A 17,119-nucleotide genomic window follows, 5' to 3' on the forward strand; every position below is an offset into this window, starting at 1 on the left:
TCGCCCCATGGTTTCCGTGCGCACTGTCGTCGACCGGGTGGGGCCGACGCTGCTGCACGCCCTCCAGGTCCCCGAGGAGTCCCCCGCAGTCGGAGACGTCGTCATCGCCGAGCCCGGCCACACCCTGGCCGCGGGGGACCTCGTCCTCGGCGTCGCGATCACCGAAACCCCGGACGCCGCCGAACTCGTCAAGCTCAGCGCGGCCAAAGGCGCCGCCGCCGTCCTGCTGAAACCCCCGCTCGCGGCGAAGCCCTCGGTGAAACGGGCGGCGAAATCGGCCGACATCGCGTTGATCGAGGTGCGCTCCGCGACGTCGTGGGCCCAGCTCGTCTGGCTGCTCAGGACGGTCCTCGACGCGCTGGCCGACGAGTCGGACGCGCTGGAGGACGGCGGCGGCCCCGGTTCCGGCGACCTGTTCCGGCTCGCGGACGCGGTCGCTTCGGTGGTCGACGCGCCCGTCACCATCGAAGACACCAACTCGCGGGTGCTCGCGTACTCGGCCCGGCAGGACCTGACCGACTCGGCGCGCGTGTCCACGATCATGGGCCGCCGCATCCCGGACGACGTGCTCGCGCGGTTCCGGTCGCGAGGCGTGTTCCGCGAACTTTCCCGTGGGCGGCAGACGATCTTCGTGCCCGCGCAACGCGACGGCACGCTGCCGCGGCTCATCGTGCCGATCCGGATGGGCGGCGAACTGCTGGGGTCGATGTGGGCGGTCGTCGCGGGACCGGTCTCCGACGAACGCGCGGCCGCGTTCGCCGACGCGGCCCCCGTCGTCGCGCTGCATCTGCTGCGCCGCCGCGCGCACACCGATTCGCAACGCCGGGTCTCGGCCGAGCTCCTGCGCGCGGTCCTCGAAGGGAAGGCCAGCCCGCGCAAGGCGATCGCGGAACTCGACCTGTCAGAGGAGCCGCACCGCGTGGTCGTCATCGAGGTCTCCGGCGGCGACGGCCGCGACGACGAGGGCTTGCGGCTCGCGCTCCTCGAACGGATCTCGCAGGGTGTCGGCAGGCGGCCGGTGGCCACCGAACTCGGCGGTGTCCTCTACGCCGTCGTCCCGGACGGCGACGGCTGGGACGAACTCCGGGCGGCCCTCGAAGCCCTGCCGTCGTCGAGGAAGGGCGGGACACCTCGGGCGGCCGCCGGTTCGGCCCGCGAAATCGGCGAACTCGCGACCTCACGACTCCAGGCCGACGAGGCACTGGGCCTGCTTCGCGCGAAGCTCGTCCCAGGCCGCGTCGTGGTCTTCGACGAGGCATGGACAGCCCTTTCGCTGCATCGCGGCGCGACGGCGGCGAGCACCTCGAAGGTCGCCGAGCTCGGCCCGCTCGGCCTGTTGCGCGCGCACGACGAAGCCCACGAGAGCGGCTACGTCGACACGCTCTACCAGTGGCTGCGGCATCCGGGAGACCCGCGCGCGGCCGCGAAGGAACTCCGGATCCATCCCAACACCCTGCGGTACCGGATGCGGCGGCTGCTCGACCTCGTCCCGCTGGATCTCGACGATCCCGACGTCCGGCTGGCGTTGATCACGCAACTCGTTTCCCTGCGGTGGAGTTGATTCCACTACAAACTGCTCGATAACGAACACTTTGTAGCGCGACATTCCGCACCCGGACGTCAGGAAAGGGTCTTTCAGGACGGAAAACGTCTTGAAAGACCCTTTCATGACATTCGACGGTTCAGTGCGCGCTGGCGCGATATCCGTCCTCAATGGTCTGCCGTACCGCGGCGAGCAGATCGGCACCGGGGTAAAGCGGCAAAAGAACACCGGGGCCACCGTCGACCCGAAGCGCGGCTTCGTATCCGTGCCCGGGGGTTTCGACAAGGCCGACGATGACATCGGCCGGATTGCCTTCGGTGTCGACGGTGCGGACACGCCGCTCCCGCCGCCAGTCCTGATTTGTCATGCGGAACAGAATGGCAGCTTACCGGCCAGTAAGATCAACATCTTGACTCGATCGTGCTGCATTTACCGTTTCGCAGGTTGCACGACCGCGCCCACCCCCAGCGAACGCGGCCGTGCGTCATACCCGATAGCCGAGGTCTTCGGCGACGAATCTCTTCGGCACCATCCGGACCCAGACGGTCCCTTTCACCTCGGGATCATCGTGCAGGTAAGAACGAAAACGCGCATCCCATTTGCGCTCGTCGGGACCGAGGTACCGGCTCAGCAGCCGCTGTCCACGAGGGACGTCGAACGGCAGTACCTCGGCCTCACCGCGCGCGAGCACCTGCCGCACCAGGCCGGTGCCGACATCGCACACGTCGACGGTCACCGCGATCGACGGCGACTCGCGGACGAGACCGGCCAGCCGTGCCCATGGTCCGGTGAGGATCCAGAAGGCCTTCTTCTCCCAGAGGTACCAGGTCGGGCGCACGGAAGGCCCGGCCGCGGCGACCCTGGCCGTCAGCGGACCGGCGAGGAATTCGTCGACGTCGAACATCAGACCTCGAGGACCGTCTTGCCGAGCGCGCCCCGCGACTGCATGACCGCGTGCGCGTCCGCCGCCCGCGCGAGCGGGAACCGTTGGCCGATCAAGGGTTCCAGCCGTCCGGCGGCGGCTTCGGCGAGCGCGGACTCGGTGAACGCCCGCATCTGTTCGGGCCCGCCGAGGCCCCGGATGACCGTGACCCCGCGCGCGGCGGCGTCCTCTTCGGACACCTCCGTCCACGAACCACTCGACAGGCCGTAGATCAGCATCCGGCCGCCCGGCTTCAGCAAACCGAACGCCGCCGTCCCGATCTCACCGCCGACCCCGTCGAACACGACGTCGACCTCGCCCGTCTTCTCCGCCCAGCCCGGCTCGCGGTAGTCGACCGCCAGATCGGCGCCCCGCTCCCGGACGTGTTCGGTCTTCGCGGCGCCGCCCGCCGCGCCGACGACCTCGGCGCCGGCGGCCTTGGCGAGCTGGACGAGCAGCCCGCCGACCCCGCCCGCCGCCGCCTCGACGAGCACGCGCTCCCCCGGCCGGATCCGCGCGGCGGTCACCAGCGCGGTCGCCGTGCGGCCGTCGGCGAGGATCGCCACCGCGGCGTCGAGGGCCAGGCCGTCCGGCACCTCGAAAACGGCTTCGGCGTCGACCGCGACCCGTTCCGCGTAGCCCCCGGAACCGCCGGTGGAGGTCACGACGCGCTTGCCGACCAGACCGAGGTCCGTCCCTTCGCCGACCGCGCTGATCACGCCGCCGACGCCGTTGCCCGGGATCAGCGGCGGCTCGGCGCGGAACGGCCCGCCCCCGCCCGCGCGGAACTGCGTCTCGACGAACGTGATGTTGGCGAAGGCCACCTCGATCAGCACCTGGCCCGCTGCGGGCACGGGATCCGGGGCATCGCCCGCGACGAGCACTTCGGGCCCGCCGAACTCTTTCAACCACACGGCTCTCATGTGACCCAAGGTGCAAGCTCCAGTTGACTGGAGGTCAAGCGATTGTGCCGCGAAAACCACGATCGGTTCTCAACACTGTCACCGGCGAACGATGACACCGCCGTCCGGGTGGCTCACCGTGAGTGGCAGCACCTTGTTCGCAGAACCGTCGCCAGGAGGCTTTCCGTGCGTATCGCCGTCCCCCGTGAGATCAAGAAGCATGAATACCGGGTGGCGCTCACCCCGGCGGGCGTGCACGAACTGACCGGGCGCGGCCACGACGTCTTCGTCGAGACCGGCGCGGGCGTCGGCTCGTCCATCTCCGACGACGAGTACGTCGCCGCGGGCGCGAAGATCCTCGCCACCGCCGAGGAGACCTGGTCCGAGGGCGAACTCGTGCTCAAGGTCAAGGAGCCGATCGCCGAGGAGTACCCGCGGCTGCGCGCCGACCAGGTGCTGTTCACCTACCTGCACATCGCCGCGGACCGGCCGCTGACCGACGCGCTGCTGGCCGCGGGCACCACCGCGATCGCCTACGAGACGGTGCAGACCCCGAACCGCGCGCTGCCGCTGCTCGCGCCGATGTCCGAGGTCGCCGGACGGCTGGCGCCGCAGGTGGGCGCGTTCTCCCTGATGAAGCCGAGCGGTGGCCGCGGCGTCCTGCCCGGCGGCATCCCCGGCGTCCACCCGGCGCGCGTGGTCGTGATCGGCGGCGGTGTCGCCGGCCTCAACGCGGCGCGGGTCGCGCTCGGCCTCGGCTCGGACGTCGAGATCCTCGACACCAACGTCGACCGCCTCCGCCAGATCGACAACGACTTCGGCGGCCGCATCCGCACGGTGACCTCGAACGCGCTGTCGGTCGAGCAGTCCGTGCTGGAGGCCGACATGGTCATCGGCGCGGTGCTCGTGCCCGGCGCGAAGGCCCCGAAGCTGGTCTCGAACGACCTCGTGTCGCGGATGCGTCCCGGCAGCGTGCTGGTGGACATCGCGATCGACCAGGGCGGCTGCTTCGCCGACTCGCGGCCGACCACGCACGACGAGCCGACCTACAAGGTCCACGAATCGGTCTTCTACTGCGTCGCGAACATGCCGGGCGCGGTGCCCCGCACCTCGACCTACGGCCTGACCAACGTGACGCTGCCGTACGCCGTCCAGCTGGCGGACCACGGCTGGCAGAAGGCGCTGCAGGCCGACGCTTCGCTCGCGAAGGGCCTCAACACGCACGGGGGCGCGCTGACCAACGCCCCGGTCGCGGCCGCGCACGACCTGCCCGCCACGGAGCTGGCCGCCGTCCTGGCCTGACCCCCACGCCACACTCCCACGCGAGGGACCTTTGCCCGAGAGCAAAGGTCCCTCGCTCCTTTTTGCGGCTTTCCGGCCCTCGGCTCCCCACGGTCGCGGCACACTGTCCGCGGGGAGGTACTCGATGGAATTCGAGGTACTGGGGCCGATCCGCATCCGTTCCACCGGCCGTGCCGTCGCCGTCACCGGACGTATGCAGAAGGTCCTGCTGGGGACGCTGCTGGCGAACGCCAACCGCGACGTCCCGGCGAGCACGCTCGTCGACGTCTTGTGGCCGGGGGAAACCGACGATTCCGCGTCGAAGCTGTACCTGCACGTCCACAAGCTGAGGCGGCTGCTCGGCGAACCGGATCGGCTGGCGAGCGGGGAGGGCGGCTACCACCTGCGGGTGCTGCCGGGGGAACTCGACGCCCAGCGGTTCGAGTCCCTCGTGGACGAAGCCGTCGCGAGCGATCCGCGGCGGTGCGCCGAATTGTCGCGTGAGGCGCTCGCGCTGTGGCGCGGTGAGCCGTACGACGGGCTCGACTCGCCGGAGCTGGCCGAGCGGGCGCGGCGGCTCACCGAGCGCCGGCTGGCCGCCATCGAAACGCTGTGCCAGGCCGAACTCTCCGACGGCGGGCCTTCGTCCCTGGTGGACGAGCTGACCGAACTGATCCGCCGTCACCCGTTCCGGGAACGCCTGCACGAACTGCTGATGATCGCGCTCTACCGGGCGGGGCGGCGCACGACGGCCTTGGGCGTCTACCGCGCGGCACGACGGCTGTTCGTCGAAGAACTCGGGATCGAGCCGGGCCCGGAGCTTCGCGAAGCCGAAAGGCGCATCCTCGCCGGGCTACCGATCGAGCCGGCGGGCTCGACGGCACCGGCGGTCGTGCCGTCGGAACTGCCCCGCACCGTACGGAACTTCGTCGGCAGGGCGGCGGAACTGTCCGAATTGGACGATCAGCTCGCCCTGTCCGGCCGGGATTCGGCACCGGTGTCCGTCGTGGTGGGCACCGCGGGCGTCGGCAAGACCGCGACGGTGATCCGCTGGGGCAACCGCGTCCGCCCCCGCTTCCCCGACGGCCAGCTGTACGTCGACCTCCGGGGTTATGGGCCGGAGCAGCCGCCCTCGGCCGCGAACGTGCTCGAAGGGTTCCTCCAGGCTTTGGGGGTCGAAGGCCCGGCGATCCCCCGCGACCTCCCGGCGCGGGCGGCGCGGTTCCGGGCGCTGACCGCCCGCCGCCGTCTGCTCGTCGTGCTCGACAACGCGCGGACCTGCGAGCAGGTCCGGCCTCTGCTGCCGATGAGTTCGTCCTGCCACGTCGTCGTGACGAGCCGGGATTCACTCGCCGGGCTGGTGGCCCGTGACGGCGCGAACCGGATCGTCCTGCGACGGCTGCCGTCTTCCGACGCGCGGGAATTGTTCCGTGGCCTCGCGGGCGAACGGACGGACGACGCCGACGCGATCGACAAGGTGGTGCGGCAGTGCGTCCGGCTGCCGCTCGCCCTGCGGGTCGCCGCGGAGATCTTCCGCGCCCGCGACAACATCAGCGTCGCCGACCTCGCCGCCGAACTGGCGGACGAGCACCGGCGCCTCGACCTGATGGACGCCGACGGCGACGCCCACACCGCGATCCGCTCGGTGTTCTCCCGGTCCTTCCATCACCTGCCACCGTCCTCCGCGCGGCTCTTCGTCCTGTGGGGCCTCCATCCCGGGCACGACCTCACGGCGTCTGCGTTCGCCGCGCTCTCCGGCGAAGACCTGCGTGCCACTCGAAAGGCTCTCGACGCGCTCACCCGATCGCACCTCGTCGAGGAGGGCTTCGCCGGGCGCTACCGGACACACGACCTGCTCCGCGCCTACGCACGGGAACTCGCGGACGAGGTCGAGCCCGCCTCCCGTGAGGCGGGCATGCGACGGCTGTTCGTGTGGTTCCTGCGCACGGTGATCGCGGCCCGCGCGTTCGTCGACCCGAAGGCCCGGGTGATCGACTTGAGCGGGGTGGAGGAGACGCGAACCGAAGCACCGTTCCACACCCGCGACGACGCGCTCGCCTGGTTCGCCTCCGAGCGCGCGAACCTGGTGACCCTGGTGCGGACCGCGGCGGAACAGGGCGCCGACCACATCTGCTGCCTGCTGGCCGCCGCGCTGATGCGGTTGTTCTACCTGACCAAACACTGGGACGACTGGCTGGTCACCCACGAGATCGCGGTGGCCGCGGCCCGGCGGTCCGGAAGGCGCATCGACGAGGCGTACCTGCTGCTCGGCCTCGGGATCGCGCACGACGACGTCGGCGGTTTCGAGAAGGCGATCGAGTACTTCCGCACCACGGCGGAGGTGTTCCACGAGCTCGGCAACCGGCACGGACAGGCGTGGACGTTGAACAACCTCGGCGTGACACAGGACAGCATGGGCCGCTTCGCCGAGGCGGCGGCGAGTTACACGGCCGCGCTTGAGATGTTCCAGGCGGACCGCGACCTCCACGGCGAGGGCATCGCGCTGAACAATCTCGGCGATCTTCGCCGTCAGCAGGGCCTCTTCGACGACTCCCTGCGTCATCTGCGGGACGCCGTCGCACTGCAGCGGAGCAGCGGCGATCGCACGTCGCTGCGGTTCACCCTGCGCACGCTCGGCGATCTGTACCGGGACAAAGGACTGCGGGAGCAGGCGAGCGAGGAGTACCGGGACGCGCTCGCGATCACGCGCGAACTGGACGACCGGTGGGGCTCCGCGCGGCTGCTCGTCCAGCTCGCCGACCTGTCGGTGGCGGACGGACGCGAAACCGAGGCTCGGGACCATCTCCACGAGGCACTCGGGCTGTGCACGGCCACCGGCGACCCGATCGCCGAGAAGATCCGGGCCCGCCTCGGCGCGTGAGGGCCCACGCGCCGAGGCGGCCGGGTTTCCCCGGATCAGGCGGGTTCCGCTTCCGCCGTGTCCGGTTCGTCGGGGGTGGTGACGCCGCCTGGCGATTCGGCCATCCCGGCTTCGGCAGGCAGCTTCTTGTCCTCCGGCGGGTGTTCCGGCGCCGGTTCGAGGACCCACTTGTCCGGGTTGCTCACTTCGGACGGCAGTGTTCCCGGCGCCGGGAAGCTGAGCGCGGAGATCTCGACGGCCTTGACGTTGGACGCGAACTCGCCCATCGTCGAGAGGGCGTTCTCGATGAGATCGGCGTAGCTGGTGGCCAGGTCGTTGATCGCGCCGAGCACCTCGGTCGGGTCGAAAAGACTGGCACAGCCTGCGGCCGCCTTCGTGATGAACCCGATGGCCATCCCCCACGTCTCATGCACGAAGGCGATCGTTTGGGCGAGCAGGGAGCCCACCTCCCCCAGTTTCGCGGCCGTCAGGTCGCACTCCTGGACGACCCGATCGGTGTGGGTCTTGAACGCGTCGAACGCGCCTCCCTGCCAATACGCGTCCAGCGAACCGAGTATCGTGTTCAGCCCGTCGGCAACCGTGCTCGGTGTCTTCTGCGCTTCGCCCCATTGGGTGGCGCGCGACGAGGGGATCGTGCGGTCGCCGAGAAGCTTGCGGATCTCGTCGAGAATCACCCTCACCCCGGTGGCGACGGCGGGACCGCAGACAGTGCTCAAGAAATCCGCGGCGTCCTGCACTGTCGCCGCGTCTCCTTCCGGGTACGGCGCGGGTTCAGTCATCGTCGCTCCCCAGGTAGCCGAACTGCTCGTAGTACTCGGCGTCTTGCGCGGCGTAGGTGTTGGCGACGGTGACGAGCGCGGACTCGGTGTCCTCGAAACTCGTGATCGCCTCGCCGAGTTTCTCGACGATGAGCTTGCACGCGTCGTTGTACGCCTCGATGTATCCCGCGCCGGTGGCGAGCAGACCGAGGTCGCCCGGTTGCATCGTCAGCCCGCCGATCGTGTCCTTGAGCGTGGTCCACGATTCGGCCGCGGTCTGGAACTCCGTCGCCATGTCCGCGAGCGATTCCGGGACGACCTCGTAGCCGGTTCCCTCTGCCATCAGAGCCTTCTCCGTTCGATCCGCTCGGACCTGGCGGCCTGTTCGGCCCGCTCGATCGCCGAGAGGAGGTGGCCGCCGAGCGCGGCCGGGTTCATCGTGCGCAGTGCCCGCTCGTCGAGGTCGACGGCGACCAGGTCACCGGCCTCGTCGACGTGGACCCTGCCGAGACCGGCGTCGATGTCCGCGCCGGCGAAGTGTTCTTCTCGCCGGGAGGTCGCCCGCCTGTCGTCTTCGTCATCGAGGTCGTGGAGCCGCAGCAGGCCGTTCATCGGACGCCCACCCGGGCCAGCCGCCGATATTCGGCGCGGGCCTCTTCACGCGCCTGACCGACCGCCTCGACGATGTACGCGCCGAGTTCTCCACTGCGGCTGCGTGCCACCGCGGCCCGGTCGATGTGGATCCCGACGAGCCGCGCCCGATGATCCACCTCCGCCCGCACAAGTCCCCCACGTGCCGACGCGGTGTAGCGCCGCCCCGCCAGCTCCCCCTCGGCCTGCACAAGCGCGGCCTTGCTCCTCGCGAGCAGTTCCGCGAACTCTCTGATCTTCCGTACCGGATCTATGTCCACCGGTCGTCTCCCCTCGTCACCTAACAGACGACAGGATCACGCCCCGACCTTTCCCAGACCTTTCCCCGCGCTCCGTACCCTGCGCGCTCTCGCCCGGCCAGGGCGCTCCGCGCCCTAGGCCACCCCGTCGAGACCGGCGCCGACCGCACCGCGGGGGTCCGGGGGGCTCGGCCCCCCGGGGTGATACGACGAAGCCCCACCTTCGGGAAGACGCGCCAGCGTCGACCGAAGTGGGGCAAAGGGGCTGAGGGCGGCCCGCTCGACCAGCCTGGGGGTCACTGGGAGCGGGCCGCCTCCTACATCGTAGGTAATAAGTGGCCGTCGCGCTGCATGGGGTTGCCATGTCTTCCGAATTATTTCTTCACGAACCGCTGGCCAGGTCGGTGATTTTCCGCGCTCTGCGTCGTATATCCGGTAGTCAGCGGCCATTCGGCGCAGCGACGGGTGCCCTGGAGGACGCATCCGTCACCCGGTCGAACGTGACGAAGGTCGCTTTCGGCGGATTGACCCCTTCCTCGGGTACGGACTCACCCCGTGAGGCAGGATGTCGCGTGATCGGCCTTCGTCAACAAAAGGGGACGGTATGCACGACGGCAGTGGCCGCATCGCGGTGCAGAACCTGAGCAAGCAGTTCGGTGCGGTCAACGCGGTCCAGAATCTGAGCTTCACGGTGGAGCCCGGTTCGGTGACCGGCTTCCTGGGGCCCAACGGGGCCGGGAAGACGACGACGCTGAGGATGCTGCTCGGGCTGGTGACGCCCACGAACGGCACGGCGACCATCAACGGGCGCCCGCACGACCAGCTGGGGAATCCGGCACGGGTCGTCGGTTCGGTGCTGGAGAACGAGGGTTTCCACCCGGGTCGCACGGCGCGGAATCACCTGCGCGTGTACTCGGCGGCGATCGGGATGCCGGATCAGCGGGTGGACGAGGTCCTGGGGCTGGTGGGTCTTTCGTCGGCGGCGGACCGCAAGGCGGGCGGGTTCTCGCTCGGTATGCGGCAGCGGCTGGCGCTGGCGACGGCGTTGCTGGGGAATCCGCAGGTGCTGGTGCTGGACGAGCCGACGAACGGGCTCGACCCCGAAGGCATCCTGTGGCTTCGGAACTTCCTGCGCGCGTACGCGCGTGAGGGGCGCACGGTGCTGGTCTCGAGCCACCTTCTGAACGAGGTGGAGCAGACGATCGACCAGGTCGTGATCATCAGCCAGGGCATGACGCGCTACAACGGCTCGCTGGACCAGCTGCGCAAGAGCAACCAGTCCCGGGTGCTGGTGCAGTCCGCCGACGCGAGCGGTCTCGTCTCCGCGTTGCAGGAGGCGGGGATCACGCAGGTCGCGCCGATGCCCGACGGCCGGGTCGCGGTCTCCGGCGCGACGGTGCAGCAGATCGGTGACGTCTCCGCGAAGGCGAGCATCGCGGTCTACGGCATGCAGGAGGAGACGGCGGATCTTGAGCGCATGTTCTTCCAGCTGACGCAGGGCCAGTACGCGGCGCCGCAGCCCGGTTTCCAGCAGGGCCCGCCGCCGGGCTACCAGGGTCCGCCTCCGGGCTATCAGGGCCCGCCGCCCGGTTATCAGGGGCCGCCGCCCGGCTACGCGCCGCAGAACACGCCGCCGCCCGGTTTCGCGCCGCCGCAGCAGTTCCAGCAGCAGGGTCAGCCGCCGCAGCAACCGCAGTACCAGCAGGCGCCGCCTCAGCAGCAGGCGCAGCAGCAGGGCCAGAACGAGGGCTGGGGAGGCCAGGGCTGATGGGCAACCTGATCAAGGCGGAGTTCCGCAAGACGCTCACGCTCAAGGCGTGGTGGGCGCTGATGATCCCCGCGGTGGTCTTCGCTTTCGCGTTCGCCCTGTTCTGGGGCATGGTCACCAACGACTTCAGCGACTTCCTCGGCCGCTCGGACACCCGTGAGCTGACCGAGGCGCTCGGCATCTCGACCGGTGAGCTGCCGGTCGGTCTGCTCGCGCTCGGGCACGGCATCAACATCGGCACGATGATCCCGATCATCTTCGGCGTCTTCGCCCTCGCCGGCGAGTACACGAAGAAGACGATCACGACGACGTTCCTCACCGCCCCGAACCGGGTTTCGGCGTTGAGCGCGAAGATGATCACCTACATCGCCTGGGGCGCGATCTACGGCGTGATCATCGTGGGCGCGGCGAGCCTCGGCACCGTGATCACGGTCGACAGCCAGCGCCTGCCGACGGCGGGCCAGTGGCTGGGCGTGCTGGGCGCGGGTGTCCTCGCGACGATCCTGGCGACCCTGTTCGGTATCGGGGTCGGCGCGGTCTGGCGCAGCGTGGTCGGCAGCATCATCACGCTGACCATCTGGATGCTGGTGGTCGAGAACGTGCTGGTGTTCGTCATGTTCGGTGCCGCCGACATCACCTGGCTGGGCGGCGTCCTGCCGAACGGCACGGTGAACGGCATCGTGGGCGCCATCGGCGCGGAGGCGTTCGGCGCCGCCGGCGTGAAGGTGCCCGGCCTGCAGGACGAGACGGCGTGGGCGCTGCAGTACGCGGCCGGTGCCCCGGGCGCGTTCTCGTGGTGGGCCTCGGCGCTCATCTTCTTCGGCTGGACGATGATCTTCTTCCTCGCCGGCTGGGCCGTGAACCAGAAGAAGGACATCACGTAAGTCACAGTCCACAAGCGCCATGAAAGGTCCTTTCCTTGCAAATTTCGCAAGGAAAGGACCTTTCATGGCGTTCGGCCCTGCGCGAACCGGCCGGGACTGTCGGTGCGGACGCCTAGGCTTGCGGGGTGACCACTGCTCCACCTCGTCCCCGTCAAGCCAGTCCGGCACGTGAGACGGCCCCGGTGCCCACCGGAGGCTGGATCCGCCGTCTGGCCGCTTCGTGCTGGAAACATCCGTGGCTCGTCGTGCTCTCGCTGGGCGCGGCGATCATCGGCGTCGGGCTCCAGGCCGCCGGTCCGCTGCTGATCCGCGAGGCGCTGGACGACGCCGTCGCGGGCGACACCTCCCGGCTCGGCCTGCTCGCCGCCGTGATGGCGGTGCTGCAGGTGCTGACCTTCGGCAACGCGTTCGCCCGCCGGTACGTCGGCGGGCGGCTGGCCCTCGACGTCCAGCACGACCTGCGCCGCCAGGTGTTCGGCGCGGTCTCGCGGCTCGACGGCGGCAAGCAGGACGCGTTGCGCACCGGGCAGGTCGCCTCGCGCGCGATCTCGGATCTGCAGCTGGTCACTTCGGTCCTGATGCAGGTGCCGCTTTCGGCGGGTTCGGTGATCTTCGCGTTGCTGTCACTCGGCGCGATGCTGTGGATGTCGCCGACACTGACCTTGATCGCGATGGTGGTCGCCCCGGCGATCGCGATCATCATGGCGGTGAGCCGGAAACGGCTCTTCCCCGCGACCTGGGCGGCCCAGCAGCGCGCGGCCGACGTCGCGCAGCAGGTCGAGGAGACCGTCACCGGCGTACGCGTCGTGAAGGGTTTCGGCCAGGAAGCGCGCGAAGTCGCGAAGCTGGAGAAGACGGCGAAGAAGCTCTTCGCGGAACGTATGCGCGCGGCCCGGCTGTCCTCGTTGCCCACGGCCACGACGGCGGCCCTTCCCGCCGCCGGCCAGGTCGCGGTGCTGGCGGTCGGCGGCGTCCTGGCGTTGAAGGGCGAGGTCAGCCTCGGCACCTTCCTGGCGTTCGCGACCTATCTGTCCATCCTGATCGGCCCGGCGCGGATGATCTCCAGCCTGGTCGTGCAGGCCCAGCTGACCAGGGCGGGCGCGGAACGGGTCAACGAACTCATCGACGCGCAGCCCGACGTCGTCGACAGCCCGGACGCGCGGCCGCTGCCCGACGGCCCGCTCGGTGTCCGGCTGGAGGACGTCTCCTTCGGCTACACGCGGTCGGATCCCGTGCTCGACGGTCTCACCCTGGAGGCGCGGCCGGGCGAAACACTCGCGCTGGTCGGCACGGCCGGTTCGGGCAAATCGACGATCTCCTTGCTGCTGCCCCGGTTCTACGACGTGCACAGCGGCTCGGTCCAGGTCGGCGACCTCGACGTCCGCGACGTCCGGCAGCACGATCTGCGCGGTGCGATCGGCGTGGTCTTCGAAGAGGCGTTCCTCTTCTCGTCGTCGGTACGCGACAACATCGCCTACGGCAGGCCGGACGCGAGCGACGAAGAGATCCGCGCGGCCGCGCGGGCCGCGGAAGCGGACGAGTTCATCCAGCGTCTCCCCGACGGCTACGACACGCTCGTCGGCGAGCGCGGGCTCACGTTGTCCGGCGGTCAGCGGCAACGGCTCGGCCTCGCCAGGGCGCTGATGACCGATCCGCGCGTGCTGGTCCTCGACGACGCGACCTCCGCCATCGACACGGTCACCGAGGCGGCGATCCACGACACGCTGCGTTCGGTCACCGCGAGCCGGACGACCCTGCTGATCGCGCACCGCCGCTCCACCCTCGCCCTCGCCGACCGGATCGCCGTGCTCGACAAGGGCCGCGTCGTCGACGTCGGCACCGAGGAGGAACTGCTAGCCCGCTGCCCGCTGTTCCGCGAACTCGTCGCGGGTCCGGGTGACGACGTCGAGGAGCCGCATCGCTGCGAGGGTCTCGACTGCGGTCCCGCCGGGATCACCCCCGCGCTGTGGCCGGAGCAGGACAAGGCCGACGAGCTGGCCGGCGAGCGGAAGGGCTCGGGCGGCGAATGGGACGTCGACCTGCCGCCGAGCCAGGAACTCATCGAGGGTGTCCGGAAACTGCCGCCCGCCACGGATGTCCCGCGGTTGCCGGGCACGGATGTCACCGCGCCCGAACCGAAGTTCCGCCTCGGCCGCCTGCTGAAACCGGTGCGCGGCCCGCTCGCCTTGGTGATCGGGCTGGTCGCGGCGGACGCGCTGGCCACCATCGCGATGCCCGCGCTGTATCAGCACGGCATCGACAACGGTGTGCGCGCCGGCGCCGAGGCGGTGATCTGGCTGGCCGCCGGGATCGGCGCGCTGGTGATCCTCACCGACTGGCTGGTGGTGTACCTCCAGACGAAGATGACGGCGCGGGTCGGCGAGACGGTGCTGTACTCGCTGCGCGTGCGCAGTTACGCCCACCTGCAACGGCTCGGGCTCGACTTCTACGAACGCGAACTGTCCGGGAAGATCATGACCCGGATGACCACCGACGTCGACGCGCTCTCGACGTTCCTGCAGACCGGTGTCGCGCAGGCGGTGGTGAGCGCGCTGACGCTGGTCGGGATCGCGGCGGCGCTGATGATCACCGACATCGGTTTGGCGGCGTACGCGCTCGCCGTGCTGCCGATCCTCGTCGTGGCGACCGTGATCTTCCGACGAGCGTCGTCCAAGGCGTACACCGAAGCCCGGGAACGGGTCAGTGTCGTCAACGCGGACATGCAGGAGAACGTGAACGGGCTGCGGGTCGCGCAGGCGTACACGCGCGAGGAGCGCACGGCTGAGAAGTTCGCGTCCCGAAGCGACGAATACCGGCGTTCGCGGCTTCGCGCCCAGCGTCTCGTCGCGACGTACTTCCCTTTCGCGGCAATGCTTTCCGGACTGGCCGAGGTCGTCGTGCTGATCGTCGGCGCGAACCGGGTGGCGGCGGGTACGTTGTCGGCCGGTGTGCTGGTGGCGTTCCTGTTGTACCTGGGGCAGTTCTTCTCACCGATCCAGCAACTGTCCTCGGTGTTCGACGGCTACCAGCAGGCGCGGGTCGGCCTGACGCGGATCGGCGATCTCCTGCGCACACCGACTTCCGTTCCACAGGCGGAAAACCCGGTCGCCATGCCGGAGCGCCTGCGCGGCGAGGTCTCCTTCAAGGACGTCGATTTCGCTTACACCGCAACGGACGAACCCGCCCTTTCACAGCTCTCACTCGAAGTCGCGCCCGGCGAGACCGTCGCACTGGTCGGCGCGACGGGCGCCGGGAAGTCGACGGCGGTGAAGCTCGTCGCGCGCTTCTACGACGCGACAGGCGGCGTGGTGCGAATCGACGGGACCGACATCCGCGAGTACGACCTCGCCGCCCTGCGCACGCGAATGGGTGTGGTACCGCAGGAAGCGCATCTGTTCTCGGGAACCGTCGCGGACAATGTGCGCTACGGCAGGCCTTCCGCGACGGACGCGGAGGTCGAGGAAGCGGTCCGGTCCGTCGGCGCGCTCGACGGTGTCGCCGCGCTCCCGGCCGGTTTCCACCAGCCCGTCGGTGAACGCGGACGGTCCCTTTCGGCCGGGCAACGGCAACTCGTCGCCCTCGCCCGTGCCGAACTCGTGGACCCCGACGTCCTCCTGCTCGACGAGGCGACCGCGGCACTCGACCCGTCCACCGAAGCCGCCGTCCTGCGCGCGACCGAACAACTCGCGCGCCGCCGCACGACGTTCGTGGTCGCGCACCGTCTCGCCACCGCCGCCAAGGCGGACCGGATCGTGGTGCTGGACCACGGCCGGATCATCGAACAGGGCACGCACGCGGAACTCGTCGCCGCGGGCGGCCATTACGCCCGCCTTTGGTCCCTCGGCTGACCGTGCCGTGGTCGTGTCGTCCGTCCAGTCACGCGTGTCGTCCGTCCAATCACGCGTGTCACGCCTTCAATCACGCGAGTCGCGCCCCCAATCACGCGAGTCGCGCCTTCAAGCACGTCGAACGCCGCTCACGACGCCGTAACCCCCCTCACCCAGCCGCGAGGTCGAGCTGGAACTGCGCCCCCGGCGTCTCCGGCTCCCACCCCCGCGCCAGCGCCTGCCGGATCGCGCGTTCGACGTCCGAAGGCAGCACCGCCTTCGATGGCACGCCCAGGTAATTCAACGGATGCGCGTGCTCGGTCCGGACCACCAGCACGGCACCCCGCGCGTCCTCGAGTTCCACTCCGTACGAAAGGAAGAATCCGCCTTCCTGTGCATAAGTGGGCTTACGCCGGACGATCCACCGGTAAGCGGTGTCATCGACCATGATTCGTCGCGATCCCTTGCGCAGCAATGCCATGCGTTCAGCATGACCCGATGAGCAAGGGAATTTCGGTCGCGCACGCCCACGGCACCTGTCACGCTGACCGGGAAATGAACGAAGAGATCCCGGCGCGGCAGATCCGCGCCCTGTACACCGAAACCACGATCCGCGTCTATCAGGCGTACGCCCCGGCCATCGCCGATGCCGCGCTGAAGGCCGGCACTTTCGTGCCGCCGTTCAAACGCGAACGCATGACCTGGATCAAGCCGTCCTTCCTCTGGATGGCGTACCGCTGCGGCTGGGCCGCGAAGCCCGGCCAAGAGCGCGTACTCGCCCTCGACATCACTCGCGAGGGTTTCGCCTGGGCGCTCGAACACGCGGCGCTCAGCCACTACGACGCGGACGTCCATCCCGACCGGAAGACGTGGCAGAACGAGGTCAAGACCAGTCCGGTCCGCATCCAGTGGGATCCGGAACGCAGCATCCGGCTCGGTCCGCTGAAGCACCGTTCGCTCCAGATGGGACTGAGCGGCGAGACCGTCGATCGCTATGTCGACAAATGGATCACCGCGGTCACCGATGTCACCCCGGTCATGCGCGAGGTCGGCGCCCTGGTCGCGGCGAACCGCGTCGAAGACGCCGAAGCGCTGCTACCCGCGGAGCGTCCGTACCCCGGCTAGGGCCGCCACTTGAGGCCGCCCATCCCGGCGACCTCCAGGTCCTGGACCGAAGCCCACCGGACGGTCCCCGGCCGGACGTGCACGCCTGCCGCGACCGTCCAGTCCGGCTCGTCGGGCTCGACGTGCTCCATCTCCTTGAAGTCGGCGAGCGTCGGCCAGACCGCCGAGCACGAGTCGCACATCAGCACGACCTTGCCGGACTCGGTGACCAGCGGGCGCACACGCCCCTCGTCCCAGAACGACGGGCACTCGTCCAGCCACATGGGCCGCCACCACCTCGCGGGGATCGGCGGCCGGCACGACACCGGCCGCATCCTCCACCCAGCGAAGCGCCCCGA

The 17,119-nt window shown here is 69.8% G+C and carries 16 protein-coding genes; 7 read left to right on the forward strand and 9 right to left on the reverse strand.

What is annotated here, in order from left to right; translation table 11 throughout:
• The first annotated feature begins 7 nt into the window (after positions 1 to 7).
• Positions 8 to 1,561: a PucR family transcriptional regulator gene (locus tag ACSMFO_RS18445; RefSeq protein ID WP_436459782.1), complete on the forward strand. Its 1,554-nt coding sequence runs from the start codon at positions 8 to 10 to the stop codon at positions 1,559 to 1,561.
• A 121-nt stretch (positions 1,562 to 1,682) separates the two neighbouring features.
• Here the strand turns inward: ACSMFO_RS18445 and ACSMFO_RS18450 are convergent, their stop codons facing one another.
• The 3 genes from ACSMFO_RS18450 to ACSMFO_RS18460 all read right to left on the reverse strand — a co-directional run bounded on the left by ACSMFO_RS18450 (position 1,683) and on the right by ACSMFO_RS18460 (position 3,388).
• On the reverse strand, positions 1,683 to 1,910 hold the full coding sequence (locus tag ACSMFO_RS18450) for a hypothetical protein (protein WP_007033850.1): 228 nt from the start codon (positions 1,908 to 1,910) through the stop codon (positions 1,683 to 1,685).
• Between the two features lie 117 nt (positions 1,911 to 2,027).
• Complete coding sequence (locus tag ACSMFO_RS18455; protein ID WP_360121746.1) at positions 2,028 to 2,447, reverse strand: pyridoxamine 5'-phosphate oxidase family protein; 420 nt, start codon at positions 2,445 to 2,447, stop codon at positions 2,028 to 2,030.
• Positions 2,447 to 3,388 carry a zinc-binding dehydrogenase gene (locus tag ACSMFO_RS18460; protein ID WP_436459785.1) on the reverse strand — a complete coding sequence of 314 codons (942 nt, stop codon included), beginning with the start codon at positions 3,386 to 3,388 and terminating at the stop codon, positions 2,447 to 2,449. Before ACSMFO_RS18460 ends, ACSMFO_RS18455 begins: the two co-directional genes overlap by 1 nt.
• Positions 3,389 to 3,553: 165 nt before the next feature.
• Between ACSMFO_RS18460 and ald the strand changes: the two genes are divergently transcribed.
• The gene (gene ald / locus ACSMFO_RS18465; protein ID WP_436459786.1) at positions 3,554 to 4,669 is read left to right on the forward strand and encodes an alanine dehydrogenase; all 1,116 of its coding nucleotides are present in this window, start codon (positions 3,554 to 3,556) and stop codon (positions 4,667 to 4,669) included.
• 124 nt (positions 4,670 to 4,793) lie between these two features.
• Positions 4,794 to 7,529, forward strand: coding sequence for a BTAD domain-containing putative transcriptional regulator (locus tag ACSMFO_RS18470; protein ID WP_436459788.1), 2,736 nt, complete (start codon positions 4,794 to 4,796; stop codon positions 7,527 to 7,529).
• Between the two features lie 35 nt (positions 7,530 to 7,564).
• Here ACSMFO_RS18470 and ACSMFO_RS18475 read toward each other — a convergent pair whose 3' ends face one another.
• From ACSMFO_RS18475 to ACSMFO_RS18490, 4 genes are read right to left on the reverse strand one after another with little or no spacing between them, the layout of a single operon-like run.
• The gene (locus tag ACSMFO_RS18475) at positions 7,565 to 8,308 is read right to left on the reverse strand and encodes a hypothetical protein (RefSeq protein WP_436459790.1); all 744 of its coding nucleotides are present in this window, start codon (positions 8,306 to 8,308) and stop codon (positions 7,565 to 7,567) included.
• Positions 8,301 to 8,630, reverse strand: a complete 330-nt coding sequence (locus ACSMFO_RS18480) for a hypothetical protein (protein ID WP_038508704.1) — start codon at positions 8,628 to 8,630, stop codon at positions 8,301 to 8,303. The genes ACSMFO_RS18475 and ACSMFO_RS18480 overlap by 8 nt, the downstream gene beginning before the upstream one ends.
• The gene (locus ACSMFO_RS18485) at positions 8,630 to 8,899 is read right to left on the reverse strand and encodes a hypothetical protein (RefSeq protein ID WP_038508702.1); all 270 of its coding nucleotides are present in this window, start codon (positions 8,897 to 8,899) and stop codon (positions 8,630 to 8,632) included. The genes ACSMFO_RS18480 and ACSMFO_RS18485 overlap by 1 nt, the downstream gene beginning before the upstream one ends.
• Positions 8,896 to 9,198, reverse strand: a complete 303-nt coding sequence (locus ACSMFO_RS18490) for a YbaB/EbfC family nucleoid-associated protein (protein ID WP_436459792.1) — start codon at positions 9,196 to 9,198, stop codon at positions 8,896 to 8,898. The genes ACSMFO_RS18485 and ACSMFO_RS18490 overlap by 4 nt, the downstream gene beginning before the upstream one ends.
• Before the next feature lie 583 nt (positions 9,199 to 9,781).
• Between ACSMFO_RS18490 and ACSMFO_RS18495 the strand changes: the two genes are divergently transcribed.
• The 3 genes from ACSMFO_RS18495 to ACSMFO_RS18505 all read left to right on the forward strand — a co-directional run bounded on the left by ACSMFO_RS18495 (position 9,782) and on the right by ACSMFO_RS18505 (position 15,677).
• A complete protein-coding gene (locus ACSMFO_RS18495; protein ID WP_038508698.1) occupies positions 9,782 to 10,945 on the forward strand; it encodes an ABC transporter ATP-binding protein in 1,164 nt (387 codons plus the stop codon).
• Positions 10,945 to 11,829, forward strand: a complete 885-nt coding sequence (locus ACSMFO_RS18500; RefSeq protein ID WP_005150670.1) for an ABC transporter permease subunit — start codon at positions 10,945 to 10,947, stop codon at positions 11,827 to 11,829. Before ACSMFO_RS18495 ends, ACSMFO_RS18500 begins: the two co-directional genes overlap by 1 nt.
• Before the next feature lie 182 nt (positions 11,830 to 12,011).
• Entirely contained in the window at positions 12,012 to 15,677 is a 3,666-nt protein-coding gene (locus ACSMFO_RS18505; RefSeq protein ID WP_436459794.1) for an ABC transporter ATP-binding protein, read from the forward strand.
• 148 nt (positions 15,678 to 15,825) lie between these two features.
• On the opposite strand, the gene ACSMFO_RS18510 is transcribed toward ACSMFO_RS18505, so the two are convergent.
• Positions 15,826 to 16,104 carry a hypothetical protein gene (locus ACSMFO_RS18510; protein WP_436459796.1) on the reverse strand — a complete coding sequence of 93 codons (279 nt, stop codon included), beginning with the start codon at positions 16,102 to 16,104 and terminating at the stop codon, positions 15,826 to 15,828.
• A gap of 107 nt (positions 16,105 to 16,211) precedes the next feature.
• Here ACSMFO_RS18510 and ACSMFO_RS18515 point away from each other — a divergent pair, with 107 nt between their 5' ends.
• Entirely contained in the window at positions 16,212 to 16,781 is a 570-nt protein-coding gene (locus ACSMFO_RS18515) for a DUF4291 domain-containing protein (RefSeq protein WP_436459914.1), read from the forward strand.
• On the opposite strand, the gene ACSMFO_RS18520 is transcribed toward ACSMFO_RS18515, so the two are convergent.
• Positions 16,778 to 17,044 (reverse strand): hypothetical protein, encoded by a 267-nt coding sequence (locus ACSMFO_RS18520; protein ID WP_037341106.1) that lies wholly within the window; start codon positions 17,042 to 17,044, stop codon positions 16,778 to 16,780. The two genes, ACSMFO_RS18515 and ACSMFO_RS18520, sit on opposite strands and share 4 nt — an antisense overlap.
• Positions 17,045 to 17,119: the final 75 nt, after the last annotated feature.

The sequence above is a fragment of the Amycolatopsis sp. w19 genome (assembly GCF_051373225.1).
Taxonomy (GTDB): Bacteria; Actinomycetota; Actinomycetes; order Mycobacteriales; family Pseudonocardiaceae; genus Amycolatopsis; species Amycolatopsis japonica.